General features: G+C 70.3%; 17 protein-coding genes. 3 read left to right on the forward strand and 14 right to left on the reverse strand.

The window, feature by feature from the left end:
* Positions 1–10: 10 nt before the first annotated feature.
* From AAF430_03845 to AAF430_03865, 5 genes are all read right to left on the reverse strand, one after another.
* Positions 11–925 (reverse strand): bile acid:sodium symporter, encoded by a 915-nt coding sequence (locus AAF430_03845; GenBank protein MEM7409351.1) that lies wholly within the window; start codon positions 923–925, stop codon positions 11–13.
* A gap of 15 nt (positions 926–940) precedes the next feature.
* Positions 941–1738, reverse strand: coding sequence for a Coq4 family protein (locus AAF430_03850; GenBank protein ID MEM7409352.1), 798 nt, complete (start codon positions 1736–1738; stop codon positions 941–943).
* Positions 1739–1877: 139 nt separating this feature from the next.
* Positions 1878–4922, reverse strand: a complete 3045-nt coding sequence (locus AAF430_03855) for an AAA family ATPase (GenBank protein ID MEM7409353.1) — start codon at positions 4920–4922, stop codon at positions 1878–1880.
* 58 nt (positions 4923–4980) lie between these two features.
* Complete coding sequence (locus AAF430_03860; protein MEM7409354.1) at positions 4981–5187, reverse strand: ferredoxin; 207 nt, start codon at positions 5185–5187, stop codon at positions 4981–4983.
* A gap of 1 nt (position 5188) precedes the next feature.
* Entirely contained in the window at positions 5189–6526 is a 1338-nt protein-coding gene (locus tag AAF430_03865; protein ID MEM7409355.1) for a cytochrome P450, read from the reverse strand.
* A 184-nt stretch (positions 6527–6710) separates the two neighbouring features.
* Between AAF430_03865 and AAF430_03870 the strand changes: the two genes are divergently transcribed.
* A complete protein-coding gene (locus tag AAF430_03870) occupies positions 6711–8864 on the forward strand; it encodes an STT3 domain-containing protein (GenBank protein ID MEM7409356.1) in 2154 nt (717 codons plus the stop codon).
* Here AAF430_03870 and AAF430_03875 read toward each other — a convergent pair.
* Together AAF430_03875 and AAF430_03880 are read right to left on the reverse strand one after the other, a co-directional pair.
* Positions 8861–9856, reverse strand: a complete 996-nt coding sequence (locus AAF430_03875; protein ID MEM7409357.1) for an NAD-dependent epimerase/dehydratase family protein — start codon at positions 9854–9856, stop codon at positions 8861–8863. The two genes, AAF430_03870 and AAF430_03875, sit on opposite strands and share 4 nt — an antisense overlap.
* A gap of 61 nt (positions 9857–9917) precedes the next feature.
* Complete coding sequence (locus AAF430_03880; protein ID MEM7409358.1) at positions 9918–11510, reverse strand: sigma 54-interacting transcriptional regulator; 1593 nt, start codon at positions 11508–11510, stop codon at positions 9918–9920.
* Positions 11511–11710: 200 nt separating this feature from the next.
* Here AAF430_03880 and AAF430_03885 point away from each other — a divergent pair, with 200 nt between their 5' ends.
* The gene (locus AAF430_03885) at positions 11711–11932 is read left to right on the forward strand and encodes a hypothetical protein (GenBank protein MEM7409359.1); all 222 of its coding nucleotides are present in this window, start codon (positions 11711–11713) and stop codon (positions 11930–11932) included.
* 153 nt (positions 11933–12085) lie between these two features.
* Here AAF430_03885 and AAF430_03890 read toward each other — a convergent pair whose 3' ends face one another.
* From AAF430_03890 to AAF430_03915, 6 genes are all read right to left on the reverse strand, one after another.
* Entirely contained in the window at positions 12086–13840 is a 1755-nt protein-coding gene (locus AAF430_03890; protein ID MEM7409360.1) for an amidohydrolase family protein, read from the reverse strand.
* A 112-nt stretch (positions 13841–13952) separates the two neighbouring features.
* Positions 13953–14726 carry an SDR family oxidoreductase gene (locus tag AAF430_03895; protein ID MEM7409361.1) on the reverse strand — a complete coding sequence of 258 codons (774 nt, stop codon included), beginning with the start codon at positions 14724–14726 and terminating at the stop codon, positions 13953–13955.
* A gap of 77 nt (positions 14727–14803) precedes the next feature.
* Positions 14804–15694: a hypothetical protein gene (locus AAF430_03900; protein ID MEM7409362.1), complete on the reverse strand. Its 891-nt coding sequence runs from the start codon at positions 15692–15694 to the stop codon at positions 14804–14806.
* A 56-nt stretch (positions 15695–15750) separates the two neighbouring features.
* Complete coding sequence (hspQ, locus tag AAF430_03905; GenBank protein MEM7409363.1) at positions 15751–16074, reverse strand: heat shock protein HspQ; 324 nt, start codon at positions 16072–16074, stop codon at positions 15751–15753.
* A 2-nt stretch (positions 16075–16076) separates the two neighbouring features.
* On the reverse strand, positions 16077–16748 hold the full coding sequence (locus tag AAF430_03910; protein ID MEM7409364.1) for a hypothetical protein: 672 nt from the start codon (positions 16746–16748) through the stop codon (positions 16077–16079).
* A 103-nt stretch (positions 16749–16851) separates the two neighbouring features.
* Positions 16852–17928, reverse strand: a complete 1077-nt coding sequence (locus AAF430_03915) for an aminoglycoside phosphotransferase family protein (protein ID MEM7409365.1) — start codon at positions 17926–17928, stop codon at positions 16852–16854.
* 108 nt (positions 17929–18036) lie between these two features.
* Here AAF430_03915 and AAF430_03920 point away from each other — a divergent pair, with 108 nt between their 5' ends.
* A complete protein-coding gene (locus AAF430_03920; GenBank protein ID MEM7409366.1) occupies positions 18037–20229 on the forward strand; it encodes a molybdopterin-dependent oxidoreductase in 2193 nt (730 codons plus the stop codon).
* On the opposite strand, the gene AAF430_03925 is transcribed toward AAF430_03920, so the two are convergent.
* Complete coding sequence (locus AAF430_03925) at positions 20226–21020, reverse strand: SDR family oxidoreductase (protein ID MEM7409367.1); 795 nt, start codon at positions 21018–21020, stop codon at positions 20226–20228. The genes AAF430_03920 and AAF430_03925 overlap by 4 nt on opposite strands.
* Positions 21021–21113: the final 93 nt, after the last annotated feature.

Genomic DNA, 21113 nt, shown 5'->3' on the forward strand with positions numbered 1-21113 from the left:
CCTTCGCGTCCTACCGCTGGGCGAAGCGACGGACGTCGCCCCGGGGAGCTGGAGCTGCGGATTCCGAGTCCCGGCCCGTGCGTCGGGCGTAGCGCCACCCAGCCAGGACCGCGAGCGCGACGGGCGCCTGGAACATCGCGAAGGCGAGGCTCGGGAGCATCGCTTCGAAACCCAAGGAACGGCGAGCGACCACGAGGGCCAGGAGTCCGTTCTTCGCGACCAGCTCGACCGCGATCGTGGCGGTATCTCGGCTGCCGACTCCGAATCGCGACGGGACCAGGAGCCCACACGCCGCCCCGGCCAGCGCGAGGCCCAATGCGGGAACCCACGCCTCCCCGAAAGCATCCGAGGGAACCTCGCGGTCGCGGAAGTCGGCCATCATCGCCACGACGATCCCGATAAAACCGAGTCGCGAGAGCCGACGCTCGAAGGATTCGAGCCTCGGCCAGCGTGAGCGCAGCTGCATGCCGCACCAGAGCGGCACCAGTGTCAGCAGAAAGAGTTCGAAGGCCGTCCGTGCGAAGGGAATCTGGATCGCGACCTCGGCTTCTCCCGAGAACGAGAACCAAAGTCGCACCCACAGCGGCATCGTCAACAACGTCAGCAGCGTGGCGCTCGCGCTGAGGGAAACAGAGAGCGCGGTGTTGGCGCGTGCGAGATGCACGAGCAGGTTCGACAACATGCCGCCCGGGCACGCTGCCAGTAACACGATCCCCGCGCCGATGAGCGCTGAAGCATCGAAGCCCAGCGCGAGCCCCATCCCGATCATGGGCATGAGCACCAATTGAAGAACGAGCCCGCAGCTCGCGGAAACGCGCTGTGAGAAGACGCGTCGGAAGTCGGCGGTCTGCAATGTCAGCCCCATGGCCAGCATCAAGCTGAACATGGCGCAGGGCAGGAGCCACTCGGCGAGTTCTCGAGTCATGTGGATCCCGACGCGTCAGTGGGTTTCGGTGAGACGGACCACGCCCGCATCGTGTTGCGCAAGGATTCCGCCGGGATGTGCTTCGAGCGGATCGCCCAGCGTCAGGCGCTCGCGAACGACGCCGATCGGAAGCGGCAACAGCTCTTCATAGGGCGCCAGGATCAACGGCGTCGCCCTGCGACCGCGGAGGTAGGCGGACCAGATGAAACCCTTCACGGACCAGGGTTGGCGCAAGAGCATGAACACGGTGAGGATGCGCAGGCCAGGACCGGCGACTCCTTGTCCTCGCGTGAACAGCAGGACGGCGTTCTCGCCGATCGGGTCCGTCCCGTAGCCGGTCAGCACATGCCACAGATCGTGAGAGACGGTCTGCCGATCCGCGAACCAGGATCGCAGCGGATCGAGCCCTCCTGCGGCCGCTCTCCGCTCGGTGGCCATCTCGACCAACTCGGAAGGCGAGATCCCATTGCGCTCTGCGAACCGCAAGAAGGCGCGCCCGAAGCTGTCCTCGGGAAGACTTGCCAGAGCATCCCGGTCAGCCAGCAGCGCAGGAAGATCCGGCTGCTCTCGCAGCAGCCGCTTCCCGAACTCGGAGGTCGCGAAACGCTGGAACGGAAGGTCGTCGAAGTAGCCACCGAGGGCGTCCACGAGCTCCATGCCGAGCGAGGTCTGGGTGGGGTCTTCGCGCATTCGGCGCAGCAAGCGCCAGGCGTGGCGAAGGTCGCGGGTAGGCGGAGGCGGCGGCGGGACCTCCAGCGCGTGCTCGGCGTCAGCACGCTGTGTCTCGGTTCGGACGGAACTTGCGGTCTCCATGGGATCTCCTGCGCGGGGGCAGGAGCAAGATCCGGGAAACCGGCCACCGAGTCTCGATGGCCTCCTTAGGATTCTGTGGAGGTTTCGATGGGCCTCCAACCCCCTGATTCCGAAGGGTCCGTGGCCTGGCGCCGAAGGGTCAGTCCGCGAGCTCCAGTAGCTCGCGAGGCACCTGACCCGGACAATTCATCCGTCGGGCTGCCGCCTCGGCCGATTCCCGGGCGGCCTGCGCGAGATCGAGGCGGCCGGCGCGTTGCCAGTGCCGCGCGAGCCAGACCTTGCTCTTCAACGCCGCCGGATCGGCGCCGATGCCCTCCTCCCACTCGATTGCCGCTGACAGCCGCTCCGCGGCTTCGTCTTCCCGGCCGCACACGCCCGCCAACGCCCCCAGCGCGGAGCGGACGGACCCGTTCGTGGCCGGGATCAGGTCGTGCGTGAAAAGCAGGGGCTCGTAGGGAAGCAGATGTTCGATGAGCGTCTCAGCGATCTCTGCCTCCCCCAGCAGGACGGCGACCTCCGAGAACAGCGAGAGCGTGATCAGCCAGTGTTCATCCCGCTCGAGATCGCCGATACGCGCTGCGCGACTGCGCAGCTGCCTTCGTGCTTCGTCACTCGCGCCGAACCGCGCGAGGATCGAGAGCGCTCCCGCCCGGATGATCTCTGCGTTGCCCCGGTGCGGCGATCGTTCGAGGAGCGTACGAAAAGAGTCGTCGTACTCCGAAGGCACACTCGCTTCACCACGCATCCCGCGCAGCCAGTAGGACGCTCCCGCCGTCAGCGACTCCGACTGCTGGATCGCCCCACGGCCGCGCTCGATGCTGCGGGCGAGGTATGCCTCTGCCTCATCGAAGTGGCCCCGATTCATCGCGCAGGCGCACCGCTGCATCCACGCCAGGAACTCGAAGACGGGCTGGCCGAGCTCGCTGGCGATCCGCTCGAAGGCGGCGGCATGGCGCGAAGCCTCGCCGAGATCTCCCGTCACGAGGTTCGCCCCGATCAGGATCTCATTCCCCAACAGCACGAGTTCGGAGCTTTCGAGCCGACGACCCTGGTCGATGGCCTCGCGTCCCAGTGCGAGACGATCGCCCGGAGTATCCGGGCCGAGGTTCGCCCAATAGCGGGCCGTCATGACGTCGAAGATCACCGCGGGCTCAGCCGTGCCCTCGGCGGCCCGAGCGCCAGCGTCGCTCAGGCGACGTCGCGTCTCGATCGAGAAGCAGTGGGGTTCACTGAACACGAGCCGCGACAGCAGCCGTGCCCGCCAGAGCGGATGGTCACGGTCCACGCGTTCGAGGGCTTCCTCGAGAAGATCGACCGTGTCCGACTCGATCGCCGCTCCGAGATAGCGGTACCCCCGCATGCCGACTGCGGCTCGGGCGAACAGATCGTGACGACCCAACCCGCGCGCGATCCCTGCGGCGGCTCGAAAGCGATCCCGTGAGAGATCACGATCGCCTGCCGCCCACCTCGATTCGGCCTCGGCCAGCAGCAGTTCACAGCGTTGCGTCGACTCCGGTGTCGCCGTTGCATCCAGGACCTCACCGCAACGCTCGTACTGGCGAGCCGCTTCTCCGTAGGCGAAGCGCTGGTGCGCGAAGTGCGCGGCCTTCACCCCGGCGTCCACCGCTTCGGTGACGTCCCCACCGATCGCTGACTCGAAGAGGTGATGAGCGCGCTCCGAGAGGTGCTTCGTCGAGTCCTTCCCATGCAATCGCTCGAGCGCTTCCGCCGTCCGACGATGCGCCGCGATCCGGTCGGGAACCCGAAACTCCTCGTACAACGTCTGCTGGACGAGACCGTGCGCGAACGCATAGGAGCCCGCGGATCGCGCCCGCGTGACGATGCCCGCGCGGAGAGCCTCGTCGATCCGTGCGAGCAGCGAGTCGACCGATTCGCCCCGGATCTCCGCCAGCAGACGGCTGTCGAACTCGCGACCGATCACGGACGCAAGTTGGAGCAGCGCGTTGCATTCCGGTGAGAGCGAGTCGAGCCGGTGCCCGACCGCATCCCGGACGCTCTGGGGTAGCTCGAGTGTCAGTCTGGCGGCCTCGTACTCCGAAGGCCCACGGCTTGCCACGAGCAGTGCCATCTCGCGCGTGAAGAAGGGGTTGCCTTCCGTCACCTCGACGATCGCTTTGCTCAACTCGTCCCCGACAACACCGCCTGCCACGCGATCGACGAGATCCCGAGCCTCGTCGTCCGGCAGACCGCGCAGCGCCACGCGCTCACAGTGTGGAAGGCGGGAGAGTTCGCCGAGCAATCCTCGAAGCGGGTGATCGCGTCGTACTTCCGTATCGCGGTAGGTTCCGAGCAGCAGCACGCCAACGTCGCGCAATGTGCGGGCGAGGAAGCCGAAGAGCTCGAGCGAGTCCCGATCGGCCCGATGCAGATCGTCGACGACGAGCAGCAGCGTTCGCGCGGAGGCACGCTGGGCGAGGAATCTCGCGAGGGTGTCGAAGAGGCGGAACCGCGCCTGCTCTTCCTCGAGGTAGCGCGCGGGCGGCACGGCGCCCTCGGCGTCGGCAAGCTCCGGCAGTAGCGCCGCGAGGTCGGCCTCCAACCCGACCCCCTCGTCCGATGCGGTGGCCCCTCCCGTTCGCTCGAGCAGGGAGCGCAGGATCTGCACGAAGGGCCAATACGCCGGCGCCCCGTCTCCCTCGAAGCAACGTCCGATATGCGCTGTGGCTCGATCGGCGAAGAGATCGATCGTGCGCTCGGCGGTGCGGGTCTTGCCGATGCCCGGCTCCCCGACGAAGAGAACGACGCGACCCCTCCCCGAGACTGCCTCCCCCAGTGCCTGCTCGGTGCGCTCCAGCGCCGCCAGCCGACCGACGAAGTCGGTCTCCGGCGGTGGTGCGGACACCGCGGGTCCCTCGAGACGAGTTGGCGTCGGCACGATTCGATAGCCGCGCCCGTGGACGGTCTGGATCACACGCTGCGCGGTTCGATCGTCACCGAGTGCCTGTCGTGCTAGGGCGATGCAACGAGGAAGTACCGATTCGTTTACCGTCTCCCCGGACCAGACCTGGTCCAGGAGCTCGGTCTTCGACACGACGCGCTCGGCGTTCTCGACGAGATAGCGCAGCACGTCGAAGACCTTCGGCTCGATGGGACGGAGTTCCCCGTCTCGCCGGAGCTCGAAGAGCTCGGCATCGAGAAGGCAATCGGCGAAGCGCCACTTCACGTGGTGACTATATCCGACGACCCTGCACCCGATCGTCCGGAAGGCTCCGCGCGCGCGGCTAACCCTCCAGCGACAGCACCCGGTTCGGGCAGTAGCGCACGGCGGCCTCGACGGCGGCGCGCTGGTCTTCGCCGGGCTCCGGTTCGAGCACCTCGACCTCGGAATAGGTGCCGTCCTTGGAATCGACCACGCGGAACACGGCGGGCGCTTCCATGGCACAGACGCCGTGACCCTGACACAGACCGAGGTCGGCCTTCACCCGCATGCTAGGCGCGCCGCGCCGTGTAGCGGAGATTGCAGGGCTCACTCGGCCGCAGGATCAGCGACGGCATGATGTCGACGTAGCTCTCGGGCGGGTCGACGCAGGCCAGCGCGTAGCGTCGCAAGAGCGCCACGAAGATCGATTTCACCTGCAGGAGCGCGAAGGCGTTGCCCACGCACTTGCGCTTGCCGCCCCCGAACGGGATCGACGCGAACACCTCGGCGGGCTCGGGACGCCTCGGGTCGAAGCGCTCGGGGTCAGGGAAATGCTTCGGCACGCGGTGCGCGACGTAGGGCGACACCATCAAGACGTGACCGGGTGGGAAGGTGTGGCCCAGCACCTCGATCGGCTCGCGCACCACGCGCGCCAGGGTGATCAGCGGCGGGTGCAGGCGCAGCGTCTCATGGGTGAAGGCCTCGAGCTTCGGGATCTCGCGCAGCGCAGCAAAGGAGAGGTCACCGCCCCCCTGGTAGATCGCGTCGACCTCTTCCGCGATCTCGGCCTGGTACGCCCCGTTGCGCGCCAGCTCCACCGCCACCCAGCTCGCCGTGTTCGAGCTGGTGTGGAAGCCCGCGAACATGATCCAGACGATCATGCCGGGGATGTGTGCGTCGGGGAGCGGGGAGCCGTCGGCGTAGCGCGCGTCGAGGAAGGTCTGGAGCATGTCGGGCTCGCGCTCGCCGGCCTCGGTGCGCCGGCGCCGCTCCCGCACGGTCTCCATCAAGAGGTCCTGCAGACGCGCGCGCGCCACGTCGCGCTTCTCGAACACCTCGGACTCGCTGTGCGCGTCGACGACCGCCTGAGGGGAGATCGCGTGCTCGAGGTCGGCGAAGAGTCGGCCGAACTCGTCGGTGAGGTTCTCGCGGAAGGCGCGGCCCATCAGACAGTGGGTCGAGGTGCGCAGCACGAGTTCCTTGAAGGTCTCGTAGAAGTCGCGTTCGCCCGCGGGCTCCCAGTTGCGTACGAAGGCCTCGACCTCCTCCGCAATCACCTGGGCGTAGCCGCGCATCTTGTCGGGCTTGAGCGCGTTCGCCTGGAACCGCACCTGCTGGCGCTCGCGCTCGAGAGGCGCCCCGTACTGAATGCCCTCGCCGAACACGGGCACCATGTACTGGTAGGCGTCGGACGTCGATAGCACGTCGTCGGGCGCGCGAAAGATCGTTTCCTGACCCTCGGAGCCCACGACGAGGGTGTGCGGTGTGCCGCCGAGGTCGAAGTCGGCCAGCGGCCCGCACTCGCGCCAGGCGCGCAAGAGGAAGCGCGACGGGTTGGCGAGGAACTCCTCGTAGTGGCCGGTCTCGGGCTTCGCACCGCCCACGGTGTGACGTTCGATCGCGCTCATGGGGTGTCCGCGCGCCATCATACCGCGGGCCTCGGAGGGAGCGGTCGGTGCGGCGACCGAGGCCCCATGCCATCCTCCGCGAGGTGCGATCCGGCGGGTCTCGTGTTGGGTGGGCTTTGGGCGCGTGTCGGTAGAAGGGCAAGGCGCTCGAGCGCGCCGCTTCTCTGCGGCCCACACCGCCGCCTTGGCGGGCGCCGCCGCCCTGGCTGCGCTGCTGCGCCTGCTGCCGGGGTCGAGCGTCTTCACCAGCGAGGGCGCCCTGCTCTGGGACGGCGACTCGTACTACCACATGCGGCGGGTCGCCCACGCGCTGCAGCACTTCCCCGACTTCCTCTTCTTCGACCCCTACCTCGACTACCCGCGCGGGACCGAGCCCCACTGGCCGCCGGGCTTCGACTGGACGCTCGCGGCGATCCTGCGGCCGTTCGTGGGGGACGACGTGGCCGCGGCCGAGCGCTGGGCCGCGGTGGTGCCGGTGGTGTTCGCGTCGCTCGCCGTGGTCGCACTGGCCTTCGTCGGGCGCCGGCTGGCGGGACCGACGGCCGGCGTCGCCGCCGCGTTCGGCCTCGCCGTCCTACCCGCCAGCTACAGCTACACGCGTCTCGGGTTCTTCGATCACCACGCCGCGGTCACCCTCCTGGTAACCCTCGTCCTGGGCGGCGTGCTCACCCTCGTGCGCTGGCGCGACGTGGGGCCCAGACTCTGGCCGCTCTTCGCCGGCGCACTCGTCGCCGCGAACCTCTACGTCTGGCCTGGATCGCTCGTGCTGCTCGTGCTGGCCCAGGCGGGCGCGCTCGTCTGGACGCTGGGCGCGGCTACGCGCGACACGGCGGTGGCGCGGGCAGGGCGGCTCGCGGCGGCCCATGCACTCGCGGCCGGGCTCGTGGCGCTCTACGGCTACGGCCGCAGCTTCCTCGGTTGGGGGAGCTTCACACCCCTCGACCTCACCTCGTTCCAGCCCGTCTACTTCGCGTGCGCCGCCCTCACGCTCGGCGGCTCGGCCCTTGCCTGGCGCCGTACCCGCTTCGGCGCGGGGCTTCCGTCGCGCGTGGGCATCGCCATCGGCGTCGGGGCGTGTGTCCTGGTCGCGACCTTCGTCGCCATCCCCGAACTGCGCGCGAGCCTGCTGCGCTCGACCGACTGGTTCGCCGGCGACGAACGCTTCCACAGCCTCGTTGCCGAGCTCGAGCCGCTCTTGGGCGCCGGCACGTCCCAGCCCGAACGCGGCGCCCGCTTCTTCTCGCCGCTCCTGTTCGCCTTCCCGCTGGCGTGGTTCGTCCTCGTGATGAGCGACCGCCGCGACCCGGCACGTCTCATGCTCGCCGCCTGGAGCCTCGTGTTCGGTGTCATGACGCTCACCCAGCTCCGCTTCATGAACAGCTTCGCGGTGGCGTTCAGCCTGGTGTGGGCGGTGGCCTTCGTCGACATCGCGCGCAAACTCGCCGAACGCGGCATCGCGCGCCGGTCGATCGGCATCGGTGCTGCGGTCGCCGTGGGCCTCGCCGCCATCCCTGTCTATGGCTACTACCGCGACGAGGCCGCGAAGTTCGCGCGAAGCGCCGACGACACGCGCGCCGTGCACTTCCGACGCGCCGCGCGCTACCTCGCCGAGCACACGCCCCCCGCCGAAGGTCCCGACGGAACCCTCGACTACGGCGTCCTGGCCGCCTGGGGCTACGGGCACCAGGTCCGCTACTACGCGGGACGGCCCGTCCTGCAGGACAACTTCGGCATCTACGGCGGCGCCCAACAGAACATGGACGACGCCGACCGCTACTTCGCGGCCGAAACCGAAGCGCGCGCGCTGGCGATCCTCGACCGCTTGCGGCTGCGGTACATCATCGCCGACCGCTGGGGCTCGGGCGTCCCCGTCGCGACACCGCCGCGCTCGATGATCCGGCGTCTCGTGGGCCTGCGCGGTTCCCAGGCGCGGCTGGGAGAGGGCCCGGACGCACCCGTCGTCCCGGCGCTCTCGCGACACCGACTGATCTACGAATCGGCCGGAAGCGACGGGCCACTCCGGGTGTTCGAACGGGTCGCGGGAGCGCGGGTCGAGGGAAGCGCGACGCCGGGTGCGGGTGTGATCGCCGACCTCGCGCTGCGGACCGGCGAAGGGGGCTTCGGGTTCCGCACGTCGACGCGGGCCGATGCGCGCGGTCGCTACCGGCTGGTCGTCCCCTACCCCACCGTCGACTGGGGCGCGGCGGCGACGCCGGAAGGGGCGTATCGCCTCTACAGCGAAGGCGAATACTTCTCGCTCGACGTCAGCGAGGCCGCCGTGGTCCAGGGTCAGCGTGTCGACGGCCCCGACTTCGCGCCGCCGGAAGCAGCGAACTAGGAACCACCGAGCTTCGGCACCGCCTTCGCGGGCAAGCGTCCGGCTTCGACGTACCAGCGGAAGAGATCGCGCAGGGTCTCTTCCGGGTCGCGCCAGCCGACGCCGAGCTCCGCGACTACCGGCGAGTCGGCGACCCGCTGCCAGCGCGTGGCGATCTCGATGCCTTCCCCGGTCATCGGCATCTTGCGCCCGGTGACCCGCCCGATGACGTCCATCGTGCGCGCCGCCCCGCGCAAGAGCCAGCCGGGGGCCGAGATGCGGGGGATACGCGCACCGGTCACTTCGACCAGGAGATCGGTCAGCGCGTCCCAGGTGAAGAAGTGTCCGCCGGCGAGGACGCGGCCGGCATGGCGCGTCTCGAGCAGGCGGCGGATCAGGATGCCCAGATCGCGGCCGTCGACGAACTGGGTGGCTCCCACCCGCAGGGTTCCTCGCAGGAAGCTGCGGTACGCCTTCACCGATTCGCTGAAACCCGGATCGTCGGGGCCGACGACGCCGGGCGGATAGAGGATCGTCACCCCGGCGCCCGCCTGCGCCTGCTCGCGCACCCAGCGATCGGCGCGCGCCTTCGAGCGCCCATAGTGGGTGGCGCCCATCACGGGCTCGGACGCTTCGGTAGTCGGTCGGCCCGGCTGCATGATCGCTTCGAGGCTCGAGAGGTAGACACACGGGAGTTCGCGCGCGAAGGCGGCGCCGAGCACGACTTCGGTGCCGGTGACGTTTGCGGCGAAGTCCTGGGCGCCGGTCGTCACCGACACCCCCGCTGCTGCGTGCACCAGCGCGTCACAGCCATCGAGGGCCTTCTCGACGGACGCAGCGTCGGTCATGTCGCCGGCGACGCGATCCGTCGCCGCGACGCCGAGCGGCTCGAGCACGCGCGCGCCCTTCCCCTCGTCGCGCACCAACGCGCGCAGCGTGTGTTCGCCGTCCTGCAACGCACGCGCCGCGTGGTAGCCGATGAAGCCGGTAGCGCCGGTCACGAGAATCTTCACGTCGTCTCCGCGCGACGTGCCGACGCCGTCGCGGCGGGCCAGGGTATCGAAAGCGCGCGGGCTAGAGCGAAGCGTCAGGCGCGCGTGACGAGCGCTTCGGATCGATCCCGTACTTTTCGAGCCGCGAACGCAGGGTCGTCGGTTTCAGCCCCAATAGCGCGGCCGCTCCATCGGGGCCGTAGATCCGCCCGCCGGTCTCCTCCAACGCGCGCATCAGGTTGTCGCGCATCAGCGCCTGCAGGTCCTCTTCGCGCAGCACGCCGGGCTGCGGGCGTCGCCGCTTGGGGCCCAGCTGCAGGGCCAGTGGCCCCGAGCGTGTCACGATCGCCGCCCGCTCGATCACGTTGCGGAGCTCGCGCACGTTGCCCGGCCAGTCGTAGTCGGCGAGCTCCGCGAGGTTCTCGGGCGAGAGGTACACCGCCTCGCCGTGGCGAACGCGCTCGAAGAAGTGGCGGGCCAGGATCGCAGCGTCGCCGGCACGATCGCGCAATGGCGGCATCTCGATCGGGAAGACGTTCAGCCGGTAGTAGAGGTCTTCGCGGAAGCCGCCGCTGCGCACCTGGGCCTCGAGGTCGCGGTTGGTCGCCGCCACGACCCGCACGTCGGCGCGCGTCACCTTCGTTTCCCCGAGCCGTTGCACCTCGCCCTGCTCGAGGACGCGCAAGAGCTTTGCCTGCAGCGCGAGGGGGATCTCGCCGACCTCGTCGAGGAAGAGGGTGCCCCCGTCGGCGGCGGCGACGAAGCCGATCCGGTCGCGCGTGGCCCCGGTGAAAGCGCCGCGCACGTGGCCGAAGAACTCGCTCTCGAAGAGCTCCGATGGGATCGCCGCGCAGTTCACCCGCACCCACGGCCCTTCGGCGCGCGCGCTGCGCGCGTGGATCTCGCGCGCCACCAGCTCCTTCCCCGTCCCCGACTCGCCACGCACCACGACGGTGGCGTCGCTCTCGGCCACCAACGCCACCTGGTCGAGGACCCGCCGCAGCGCAGGGCTCTCTCCGAGGATCGAGCCGAAGGCGGCGACCTCACGGACCTCGTCGCGCAGGATCGCGTTCTGGACCTCGAGCTGGGCGCGCAGGCGCTCGGCCTCCTCGAAGGCGCGGGCCGTGGCCAGCGTCGCGGCGGCGTGGTCGGCGATCGTCCGCAGCCGCGCGAGGTCGTCTTCGTCGAAGGGCACGCGCAGGAAAAGGCCGAGCACCCCGAGGACCTCGTCGCGGAAGCGCAGGGGCTGGCCGCCGAAGGCCACCAATCGTTCGCTGCGCGCCCACTCGGGGTGCTGGAGCGCGTCGGGGTCCGAGGCGAGGTCGTTGGCGACCAGCGGCTGCCCGGTGGCCGCTACCCGGCCGACCTTGCGGCCCCCGATCGGGAAGCGGTGGAAGGCCCCGTTCAGTCGGCCCCAGTCGGCGCCCGGGCTGCGCGAGCGCCCGGCGCTCGAGACGAGGTGGAGGCAGGGCACTCCCGACTCGGCGCCGAGGGACCCGCGACAGATCTCGCACTCGGCATCGCGGCGCACGAGCCACAGGCGGGCCAGGGCCGTGCCGGGCAGCTCGGCGAGCCGTCGGGTGATGGTGCTCAGCAGTCGGTCGAGCGAGCGCTCGCCGGCCAGCTCGATCTGCAGGGCTTCGAGAGCCGCCGCGGGGAGCGCCGATTGACCCATCCCGAGAGCCTAGACCAGCTGAAGGCGATAGCCCGAAATTTCGTGATTCCACGAAAAACCGTTTCTTCGGAGCCCCGTCGGAGGCTCGGGTGGGGGCCGGGAGACGCTGCAACCCCTTGAATTCGCTAGCTTGCGGTGCGCTCGGCGGGTTGGCCCGAAGCTTGCGAACGGGTTCTCCCATTCGCATGGAGGAACATTCGATGTCCGTCTCGATTCGCGAACGCGCCGCGACCACGATCCGCCGCGAATGGCAGAACCACCGCTACGGCTACGGGATCATCCTGGCCTTCGTCGCGGCCGGCCCCCTCGTCGTCCACTTCTTGTTCGAGGACGTCACGCCCTGGGTGGGCGTCTTCGGCGGCATGGCCTTCGGCGTCTACGCGGCGCTCTGCGCCGTGCCCGACAAGTTCTACGAGAGCTAGCCGCACGGGGCGGCTTTCCGCCGCCTTCTTCGTTCCCGAAGCTCGCTGTAGTTCACTAAAGCTTCGCTTCGTCGCCTCGAACGCGACGGAAACTCGCTCCCGTGCCCCGATCGGGGTCTCTCGGAATCGCTGGTGCGCCCGCCGCCGGGGGCGTCAGGCCGGGGGCGGCTGGCTGCCCCGGACCAGGCGCCCGGCCAGCTCGCCGGTGGGTTCGCCGTTCTCGAAAGCGACCTTCCCCGAGACGATCGTGTGCTCGTAGCCCGTCGCCTTCTGGACCAGGCGGCGGCCGCCCGCGGGCAGGTCGTAGACGACGGTGGGCGGGTGCAGGGTCAGGCCGTCGAAGTCGATCACGTTGACGTCGGCCTTGTAGCCCGGGCGCAGCAGCCCGCGGTCGTAGAGCCCGACGAGCTCGGCGGTGGCCTGGGTCTGCATGTGGACGAGCCGCTCGAGCGGGAGCCGCTTGCCGCGGCTGCGGTCGCGGCCCCAGTGCTGGATCAGCGTGGTCGGAAAGCTCGCATCGCAGAGCACGCCGCAGTGGGCGCCGCCGTCGGAGAGGCCGAACACGGTGTGGGGGTGCTCGAGCATCTCCTCGACGAAGTCGAGGTTGCCCGAGCCGTAGTTGAAGAGCGGGTGGTAGAGCAGCGCGCGGCCGTCCTGCTCGAGCATCGCGTCGTAGGCCACCTCGGCCGGGCTGCGGCCCTCACGCTCTGCGATGCCCGCCACCGAGTCTTCGTACGCCGGCTCGTAGTCGACCGGATCGCTCATCGGGAACATCTTGTGGAAGCTCGTGATGATCTCACCGACGAGACCCTCGGGCCCATCTGCGCTCTCGGCCTCGGCCAGGATCTGCGCGCGCACCTCGGGCTTCTCGAGGTTCGCGATGCGCTCCGCCAGGGGCAGCGCCTCGAACTTCTCGAGGTCGTAGCAGGCGTCGCGGAAGCCGGTGCAGAAGCTGAAGGGGTTGAGGGTCGCCGTGAGCCCGAGCAGCACGCCGGTGGCGCGCGGCGGCACCTGGCCCCGCATCGGCAGGCCGTCGGCCTGGGCGGTCGTGACGGCATCGAGGAGCTGCTTCCACCACTCGGGGCGGGCGTCCTGCTGCTCGACGGTGATCGAGCACGGTCGGCCCGACTCCTCCACCATGCGGCGGAACATCTTGAACTCGGCATCGAAGTCGTAGAAGTCGGAGATGCCCTGGAGCACGCCCTTGCCGGTTTCGCCGAGGGCCTTGGCGATCCCGACGAGCTCCTCTTCGTGGGCGGTGATCGTCGGCGTGAGCACCCCGCTCGCGTCGCGGTGCTTCTCGGTGCGCGAGGTGGTGAAGCCGAGGGCGCCGGCCTCGATCGCTTCTTGCACGACCGTCTTCATGCCGGCGATCTCGTCGTCGGTCGCGACCTCGTGGGCCGGTCCGCGCTCGCCCATCACGTAGGCGCGGACCGCGCCGTGAGGGATCTGGGCGCCGACGTCGATGGCCAGCGGTGAGGTCTCGAGCGCGTCGAGGTACTCGGGGAAGGTCTCCCAGCGCCAGCGAATGCCCTCGTGGAGCGCCGTGCCGGGGATGTCCTCGACTCCTTCCATCAAACCGATCAGCCAGTCGCGCTGCTCGGGACGGCACGGCGCGAAGCCCACGCCGCAGTTGCCCGTGACGATCGTGGTGACCCCGTGATGGGTCGACGGCGAGACGTAGGGATCCCAGGTGACCTGGCCATCGTAGTGGGTGTGGGCGTCGACGAAGCCCGGCGTCACGATCTTGCCGGTCGCATCGATGCGTCGGGTGTCGGGGCCGATCTGGCTCTCGTCGAGGCGGCCGACCGCGACGATCGTATCGCCACAGGTCGCGACGTCGGCATCGACGGGGGCGCTGCCGCTGCCGTCGTAGACGCGGCCACCGCGGATCACGAGATCGTACATGGAGGTCTCCTGTCGACGCGGGCGCGAGCGTCGGGATGGGGGCGTAGGCAGTCTACCACCCGTCCGCCGCCGGGAATCCCGGGGCCGGCGGGAGCGATCCGGACGCGTCCGGCTAGAGCGCCTGGGGTCGGATCAGGCAGTCGCTGCCGCCGTCGGCGTGGATCACCGAGCCGTGGACGTAGCGCGCGTCGGGGCCGAGCAGGAACGCCAGCACGCTCGCCATCTCCTCGGGCGGAGCGCTGCGACCGAGGGGGATCGGCATGGCCTGGACCGCCTCGCTCATCACCGGCGTGTCGTAGATCTTGTCGAGCATCGGCGTCGCAATCCGACCCGGGCAGAGCGCGTTCAACCGCACGCCACGATCGCCCCAGGCCTGGGCGCGGGCGCGCACCTGGAGGGCCAGGCCGCGCTTGGCGATGCAGTAGGCCGCGTTGCCGTCGTGCCCCTGGATCGCAGCGACGGCGCCCTCCTCGTCACCGGCGAGGCAGGCGTCGAGGGCGGCGGGCACCGCCTGCTCGGGAATCACCTCCTGATAGATCGCGCCGATCGAGGAGATCGCCACGGCCGCCGCTTCGCGGCCCTTCGCCAGGAGCGGGAGCAGCGCATCGAGCACCTCGAGCGCCCCGAAGTAGTTCACGCGAATCACCGGACCGGGCTCGCAGTAGGGGCCGAGCGCCGCGCCCGACACCAGACCGTCGAGCGCGCCGCCGGCGTGCTCCGTCACTTCGCGAACCGCCTGGGCGCGGCCCTCCGGCGTGCCGAGGTCGGCCACGACGTCGGTCGGCTGGACGTCCACGCCGATCACCCGGTGACCGTCGCGCTTCAGCCGTTCGGCCAGCGCGTTGCCGATTCCCGAACTCGCTCCCGTGATGGCGATGGTGCCCATGCGTTTCTCCTGTCGTCGCGTTGGCGGGGAGCGCGCATTCTATCGCGTCACCGCCCGACGGAGGGCGACACCGGGGCTCAGGACGGGTTTCTCTGCTCCTCGAGGGCCGCGCGCGCCTCGCGCCGGATGGCGGCGTGCTCGACGCGCATGTCGTCGCGCAGCTCCGACGCGGCCACGGCCTCGAGCAGAGCCAGAGCCTCGTCGCGCCGGTCGGGCGCGAGGTCGAGGAGGGTGAGGGCGGTGAGCAGACGGTTGCCCGGATGCTCGGCGTCGACGGCACGGGCCTCGTCGAGGAGCGGGAGCGCGCGGTCGCGATCCACCCAACCCGAGATCAGCGGCACCCGGGGCAGGGCGCCGTGCAGGCGGCCGAGCAGTCGGTAGGCGCCGCCAGATTCGTAGGCGGGTTCGAGGGCGAGGGTGATGCGGGCATAGCGCTCGAGCCGGTTGGCCACGCCCTGGCGCACGGTGGCCAGCAAACCCTCGCTGCGGCTCCACGCCCCCCAGTTGATCGCCGACCAGAAGTAGACGCGCGCGAGGTCGGTGCGCGTGTAGCGGCCGGCTCCCGCGAGCGCGCGCGCCCAGGCCTCGGGCGATGCGTCGTCGGGATCCAGCTCGGCAACCGAAGCGGCCAGCGCAGCGAGTCCCGCTTCCGAGACTTCCCGGGCGCGGTCGAAGCTGGTGCGGGCGGCGGCGGGCGTAGCGGCGCCGAAGTCCCCTGCGAAATGCAGCGCGCGCAGTAGCCGCCAGCGCCTCCCCAGGTCCTCCGGATCGGCGTCGAGCAGCGCGACGTGTTCCGCGACCAGCGTGCTCACGCGCTCGGATTCGGCGCGCGCTTCGTCGGCGCCCTCGGACCGCGCGGTCCACGCCGCGTCGGCTTCGGCGAGCGTGATCGCCGAAGCCCCGGCCGCGAGTGCCGCGACGAGCGCGCAGGTCGCGAGGAGCGCCAGCCGGGTCTTGCGCCATTGCATCGCCCGAGCCTAGCGGGGCTGCGACACACGGCTGCCAGGGCCCGGGCCCCCGCCCGTCAGTGCAGCGGCTGGTCCCGCACGTGGTAGCGACCGTCGCGGAAGGCGGCGAAGCAGCGCTCGAGGAGCGGGTGCTCGATCGGTTCCGTGGATGGATCGGCGGCGAGATGACGCTCGGCCACGTAGGTGGTGTGAGACGCGCCGTCGGGCAGCACGTGGTACCAGGGCGCGTCCTTCGGCGGGCGGGAGCGCGCGACCTGCTCGTACCAGTCGTCGCTTCCCTGGAAGTTCGGGTCGACGTCGAAGACCACACCCCGGTAACCGAAGCGGAGGTGCTGCACGAGCTCACCGACGGAGAACCGTGCAGCCGTCGAAGTGGACATGCTCAGGGTGCCGGCGGGGACGCGACCGCGGGACGCGGCGACATCGCCTCGGAGGCCAGATCCTCGAAGTTGGTGCCGACCATGTCCGCCATCATCGGCTGCACCAGCCACGCCGGCAGCGAACCGCCGAGGTCGATGTAGGTCTCGTACACGACCTCCGAGAGGCTTTCGCCCTTCGGTGTGAACTCCCAGAACCCGGCCGACCGCTGGATGCGCACGACGTCTTCGCTCGGCGGTGCGCGACGATCCTCGATCGCCTTCCAGTTGACGCGTCGCACGCCGGTCGCGGGGTCGATCATGTTCTCGCCGCGGGTCACGATGTCGCGGTCCGAGAAGAGCGCGGGCAGATCGATGTGGGTGTGGACGACGAACGCGTCGGCGTCGTCGTCGAGGACGCGTCGGGTGTGTCCCTCGGGTGCGCGCTCGGGGTCCGAGGCGATCACGCGCACCGAGCGACCCAGACGTTCGGGCGTCGCGTCGATCGTGCCGCGTACCCGGTAGCGCACGAATTCTTCGCCGTCGTTCGCCTGGGAGAACACCTCGTAGCGGAAGCCGCTGCCTTGTTTCTTGCCCTCCGAGCTCCAGCTTCCGTCGGCAAGCGCCGCGCCGGAGAGCAGGAACGTCGTGAGAACGAGCCAGCGGGAAAACGAGGACCATCGGGGGAGCCGGTGCATGGCCGGCAGGGTACTCGAAGAGCCCCGTCGGGTCCGTCAGGTCGCAAGCACGGTCGCAGCGACCGCGGGTCACCGACTCCGCTCCCCCGGGGCGGGTCGGGGCTCAGCCGTCGGTGTGGATCCCCGCCGCACGGAGCGCCGCCATGGCGTCGAGGTCGTCGACGGCGGCCTGGGCCCGCGCCAGAAAAGCCTCGGAGAAGCGTTCCCGGGCCGGCGACAGATTGTCAGGGAACATCACGATCTGACACGACGCGACGACGCAGTAGGCGGCGTGCAGGCGGTGCAGTGCCCAGGCTTCGTCTTCGGACGGAGGGGTCCCGCCCGCGGCGCGACGCACCGCGAGGTAGTGGCGCAGCAGCGCGCGCTCGTGGGTGCGCCGATCCTCGACGCTGAGCGCCATGTTGAGGAAGTAGCTGACGTCGCGCAGCGCCGGCCCGGTCGAGAGGATGCCCCAGTCGAGGAAGCCCGTGCGCCCGGCGTCGTCGAAGAGATTGCCGATGTGGGTGTCGCCATGGATCACCGTGGTCGGTCCTTCCTCCCAGAGAGCGTGCATGCGCGGTGCCGCCGCGAGGTAGCACTCGGCCACCGCTGCGAACGGCGCGCCGAGTCGTTCGCGATGATGCGTGAGCGCGTGATCGAGCATGCGCCCGCCGTAGCTCGGATCGTAGAGCGGCGGCTCGACCCAGCTCGCCTCGCGGGCGCGCCGCGCGCGGTCTTCGAAGCGCTGGTGCAGCTCGGCGAGGTCTTCGAGGGCGCCGGCGGCGGCATCGGGAGCGACGCCCGGCGGTCCCGGTGAGATCGTGCAGCCCGCTTCGAGGATGTCCTCGAGCAGCAGCAGGAAGGCGCCGTCTTCCTCGCGATGCAGCGCAGCGTGCATGGTCGGAACGCGCATGCCGAGCTCGGGCGCGAGCTGTCGGTAGAAACGCACCTCGCGCGGACCCATCCCCGACGCCGCAATCGGTTCGCGCCAACCCGGCGCCTGGGGGAGGAGCTTGCAGAAGAGTCGCTCGGGCGCGCCGGCGTCCGCGTCGTAGCGCACGCGCAGGCGCGCGTGGGCGTTGGTGCCGTCGGTCTGCTCCACGATCTCGACGGCCCCGACCCGGACACCCGGGTGACGTTCCGCGAGGGCCGCGCCGAGCCAGGCGGCGTCGATGTCTGCGGCGCGATCGGGGATGGACACCACGCGTTCTTCGTACGGGCGGCGTGCGCCGTCGTCAAGTCGCCGGACCTCCCGAGGTCGCGCGACGGGCGCCCCAGAACCCGGCTCGCTTCGGATAAGCTGGGCGCGATGCCGTCGCACGTCGCGCCCTCGATCTGCCGCTTCTGCCACGCGAACTGCGGGATCCTGGTCACCGTCGAGGACGGACGGCCGGTGAAGGTGACGGGCGATCCGGAGAACCCGGCCTACCACGGCTACACCTGCGCGAAGGGCCGCCAGCTTCCGGCGGTGCACGCCCACCCGGACCGCCTGCTCCGTTCGCAGAAGCGCACCGCGCAGGGCTTCGAAGCGATCGCGAGCAACCTCGCCATGGACGAGATCGCGGAGCGGCTCCAGGCGATCGTCGCCGAGCACGGGCCGCGGGCCGTCGCCCTCTACGTCGGCACCTACGCCGGGCCCCATCCCGCGACGATCCCCCTCTCGATCGGCTGGCTGTTGGCAATGGGCTCGCGCATGGTCTTCACCGCCAGCACGATCGACCAGCCCGGGAAGAGCGTGGCGAACGCCTTGCACGGTCGTTGGCTCGCCGGCTCCCACGTCTTCGACGAATCCGACGTCTGGATGCTCGTCGGCAACAACCCGCTGATTTCGAATTCGGGCGGCATCCCACCCGCGAACCCGGGCCGGCGCCTGCGTGAGGCGAAAGCGCGCGGGATGCGGCTCGTGGTGATCGATCCGCGCCGCACCGAGGTGGCGCGCTTCGCCGATGTCGCGCTGCAGCCGCGTCCCGGCGAAGACCCGACGCTGCTGGCCGCGATGCTGCGGCTGGTGCTGTCCGAGGGTCTCTACGACAAGGAGTTCGTCGCCGATCACGTCGCCGGCGTCGACGCCCTCGAAGCCGCCGTCGCGCCGTTCACGCTGGAGCACGCGGCGGCACGGGCTGGCGTGGAGGCCCGCGACCTCGAACGCGCGACCCGGGTGTTCGCCGAGGCCGCGCGCGGCTGCGCCGTCGCCGGGACGGGGCCGAACATGGCGCCCCACGGCAACCTCACCGAGTACCTGCTCCTGTGTCTGAACACGCTCTGCGGTCGGTGGCGCCGCGCCGGCGAGGCCGTCCCCAACCCGGGTGCGCTGCTGCCGCCGGGGCGGCCGCGGGCGGAAGCCGAAGCGCCGCGCAAGGGCTGGGGCTTCGGCGAGCGACTGCGGGTGCGCGATCTCACGAGCTGCGCGGCCGGTCTGCCGACGGCCGCGCTCGCCGAGGAGATCCTCACGCCGGGCGAAGGGCAGATCCGTGCGCTCGTATGCGTCGGCAGCAACCCGATCGCCGCCTGGCCCGACCAGCGACGGACGCGCGAGGCGATGGAGTCGCTCGACCTGCTGGTCAGCGTCGACATGAAGATGTCGGCGACCGCGAAGCTCGCCGACTACGTGATCGCGCCGAAGCTCTCCCTCGAAGTGCCGGGCCTCTCCGTCTCGATGGAGGCGCTGGAACAGACCTACGTCGCGCACGGCTACAGCGAGCCCTACGCCCAGTACGCGCCTCCACTCGTGGAACCGCCGGCCGGCGCGGACGTGCTCGAAGAGTGGGAGTTCTTCTTCGAGCTCTCGAAGCGCATGGAGCTGCCACTCACGCTCTACCCCGTGCGCGCCGAGACCGGCATGCAGCGCGCGTCACGCCGCCGGATCGAGGTCGATCTCGAGAAGCGCCCCTCCACCGACGACGTGCTGGCCTGGCTGATGGAAGGCTCGCGCGTCCCGCTCGAAACGGTCAAAGCGCACCCCCACGGCGCCGTCTTCGACGACGAGCCCGTCGTCGCCGCGCCCGCCGATCCGGAGACCGCCGCGCGTCTCGAAATCGGAAACGCGGCGTTGCTCTCGGAGCTCGCTGGCTTCGAAGCGGACGCGGCGCCGGGCGGCGGCTTCCAGCTGATCTCCCGCCGCATGCCCAACGTCTACAACTCGTCCGGGCGCGACGTGGAGGCCTTGCACCGCGGACGCCGCTACAACCCGGCCTACCTGCACCCCGACGATCTCGACGCCCTCGGGATCGCTCCGGGCGACATGATTCGAATCGCCTCCGAGCGCGACGCGATCCTCGGTGTGGCGGCGGCCGCGCCGGAGCTCCGACGCGGCGTTCTGTCGATGTCCCACTGCTTCGGTGACGCCGACGCGCAAGAAGACCCGCGCGCACTCGGCAGCAACACGGGCCGTCTGGTCGACACCACCCAGCACTTCGACCCCCACACCGGCATCCCGCGTATGAGCGCGATCCCGGTGGCGGTCGAGAAGTGGGAAGGCGAAGCGCCCGAACCCGCGCGCTAGATCGCCGCCCGCGGCATGTCGAAGTTGAGGGTGGTGAGCCCGCCGTTCACGCCGTAGATCTCACCCGTCACGTAGCTCGCGGCCGGCGACGCCAGGTAGAGCGCGCACGCGGAGATGTCCTCGACCTCTCCCAGGCGATCCATCGGGGTCATCTTCACCATCGCCTGCTCGAGGTCGTCGTTCAGGATCGTGCCGAGCGCCTCGGTCTTGATCGAACCGACGGCGATCGCGTTGACGCGCACCTTCGGAGCGAAATCCTGGGCGAGCTGCCGCGTCAAGAAGGAGAGCGCCGACTTCGCCGTGCCGTAGGCGGCGAAGCCCGCCGCGTTCCAGCGCCCGGCCACCGACGAGATGTTCACGACACAGCCGGTCCCCGCGGTGGCGGCGATCTTCGGCACCGCGATCCGCGAGAGCTCGAAGGCGGTGGTGACGTTGAAGCGGAAGCAGGTCTCGAACTCCTTCTCGCTCGTGTCGAGGGTGGGCTTCGGCGGCCAGCCGCCCGCGTTGTTGACCAGGATGTCCAGGCGACCGAACTCGTCGAGGGCCTTCGCCACGAGGTTCTCGCGCTGGTCGGCCTCGAGGACGTCGCAGGGGATGGCCAGGGCGCGGCGTCCGCGTGCGCGCACCTGCTCGGCGGTCTCCTCGATCTGGGACACGGTGCGAGCGGCGACGACGACGTCGGCGCCGGCATCGGCGTAGGCGAGGGCGGTGGCGGCACCGATGCCGCGGCCGGCGCCAGTCACGATGGCGACCTGCCCGTCGATGCGGAAGCGGTCGAGAATGCTGCTCATGGGGGTTCTCCTGCCGGCCACGGAGGAAGGCCGGCGATCGTCAGGTTTGCCTGGACTCTTCGCGGTTCGAACGGGGCGCGTCTTCTTCGACCG

It is taken from the genome of Myxococcota bacterium (assembly GCA_039030075.1).
In the GTDB taxonomy this organism is placed as follows: domain Bacteria; phylum Myxococcota_A; class UBA9160; order UBA9160; family SMWR01; genus JAHEJV01.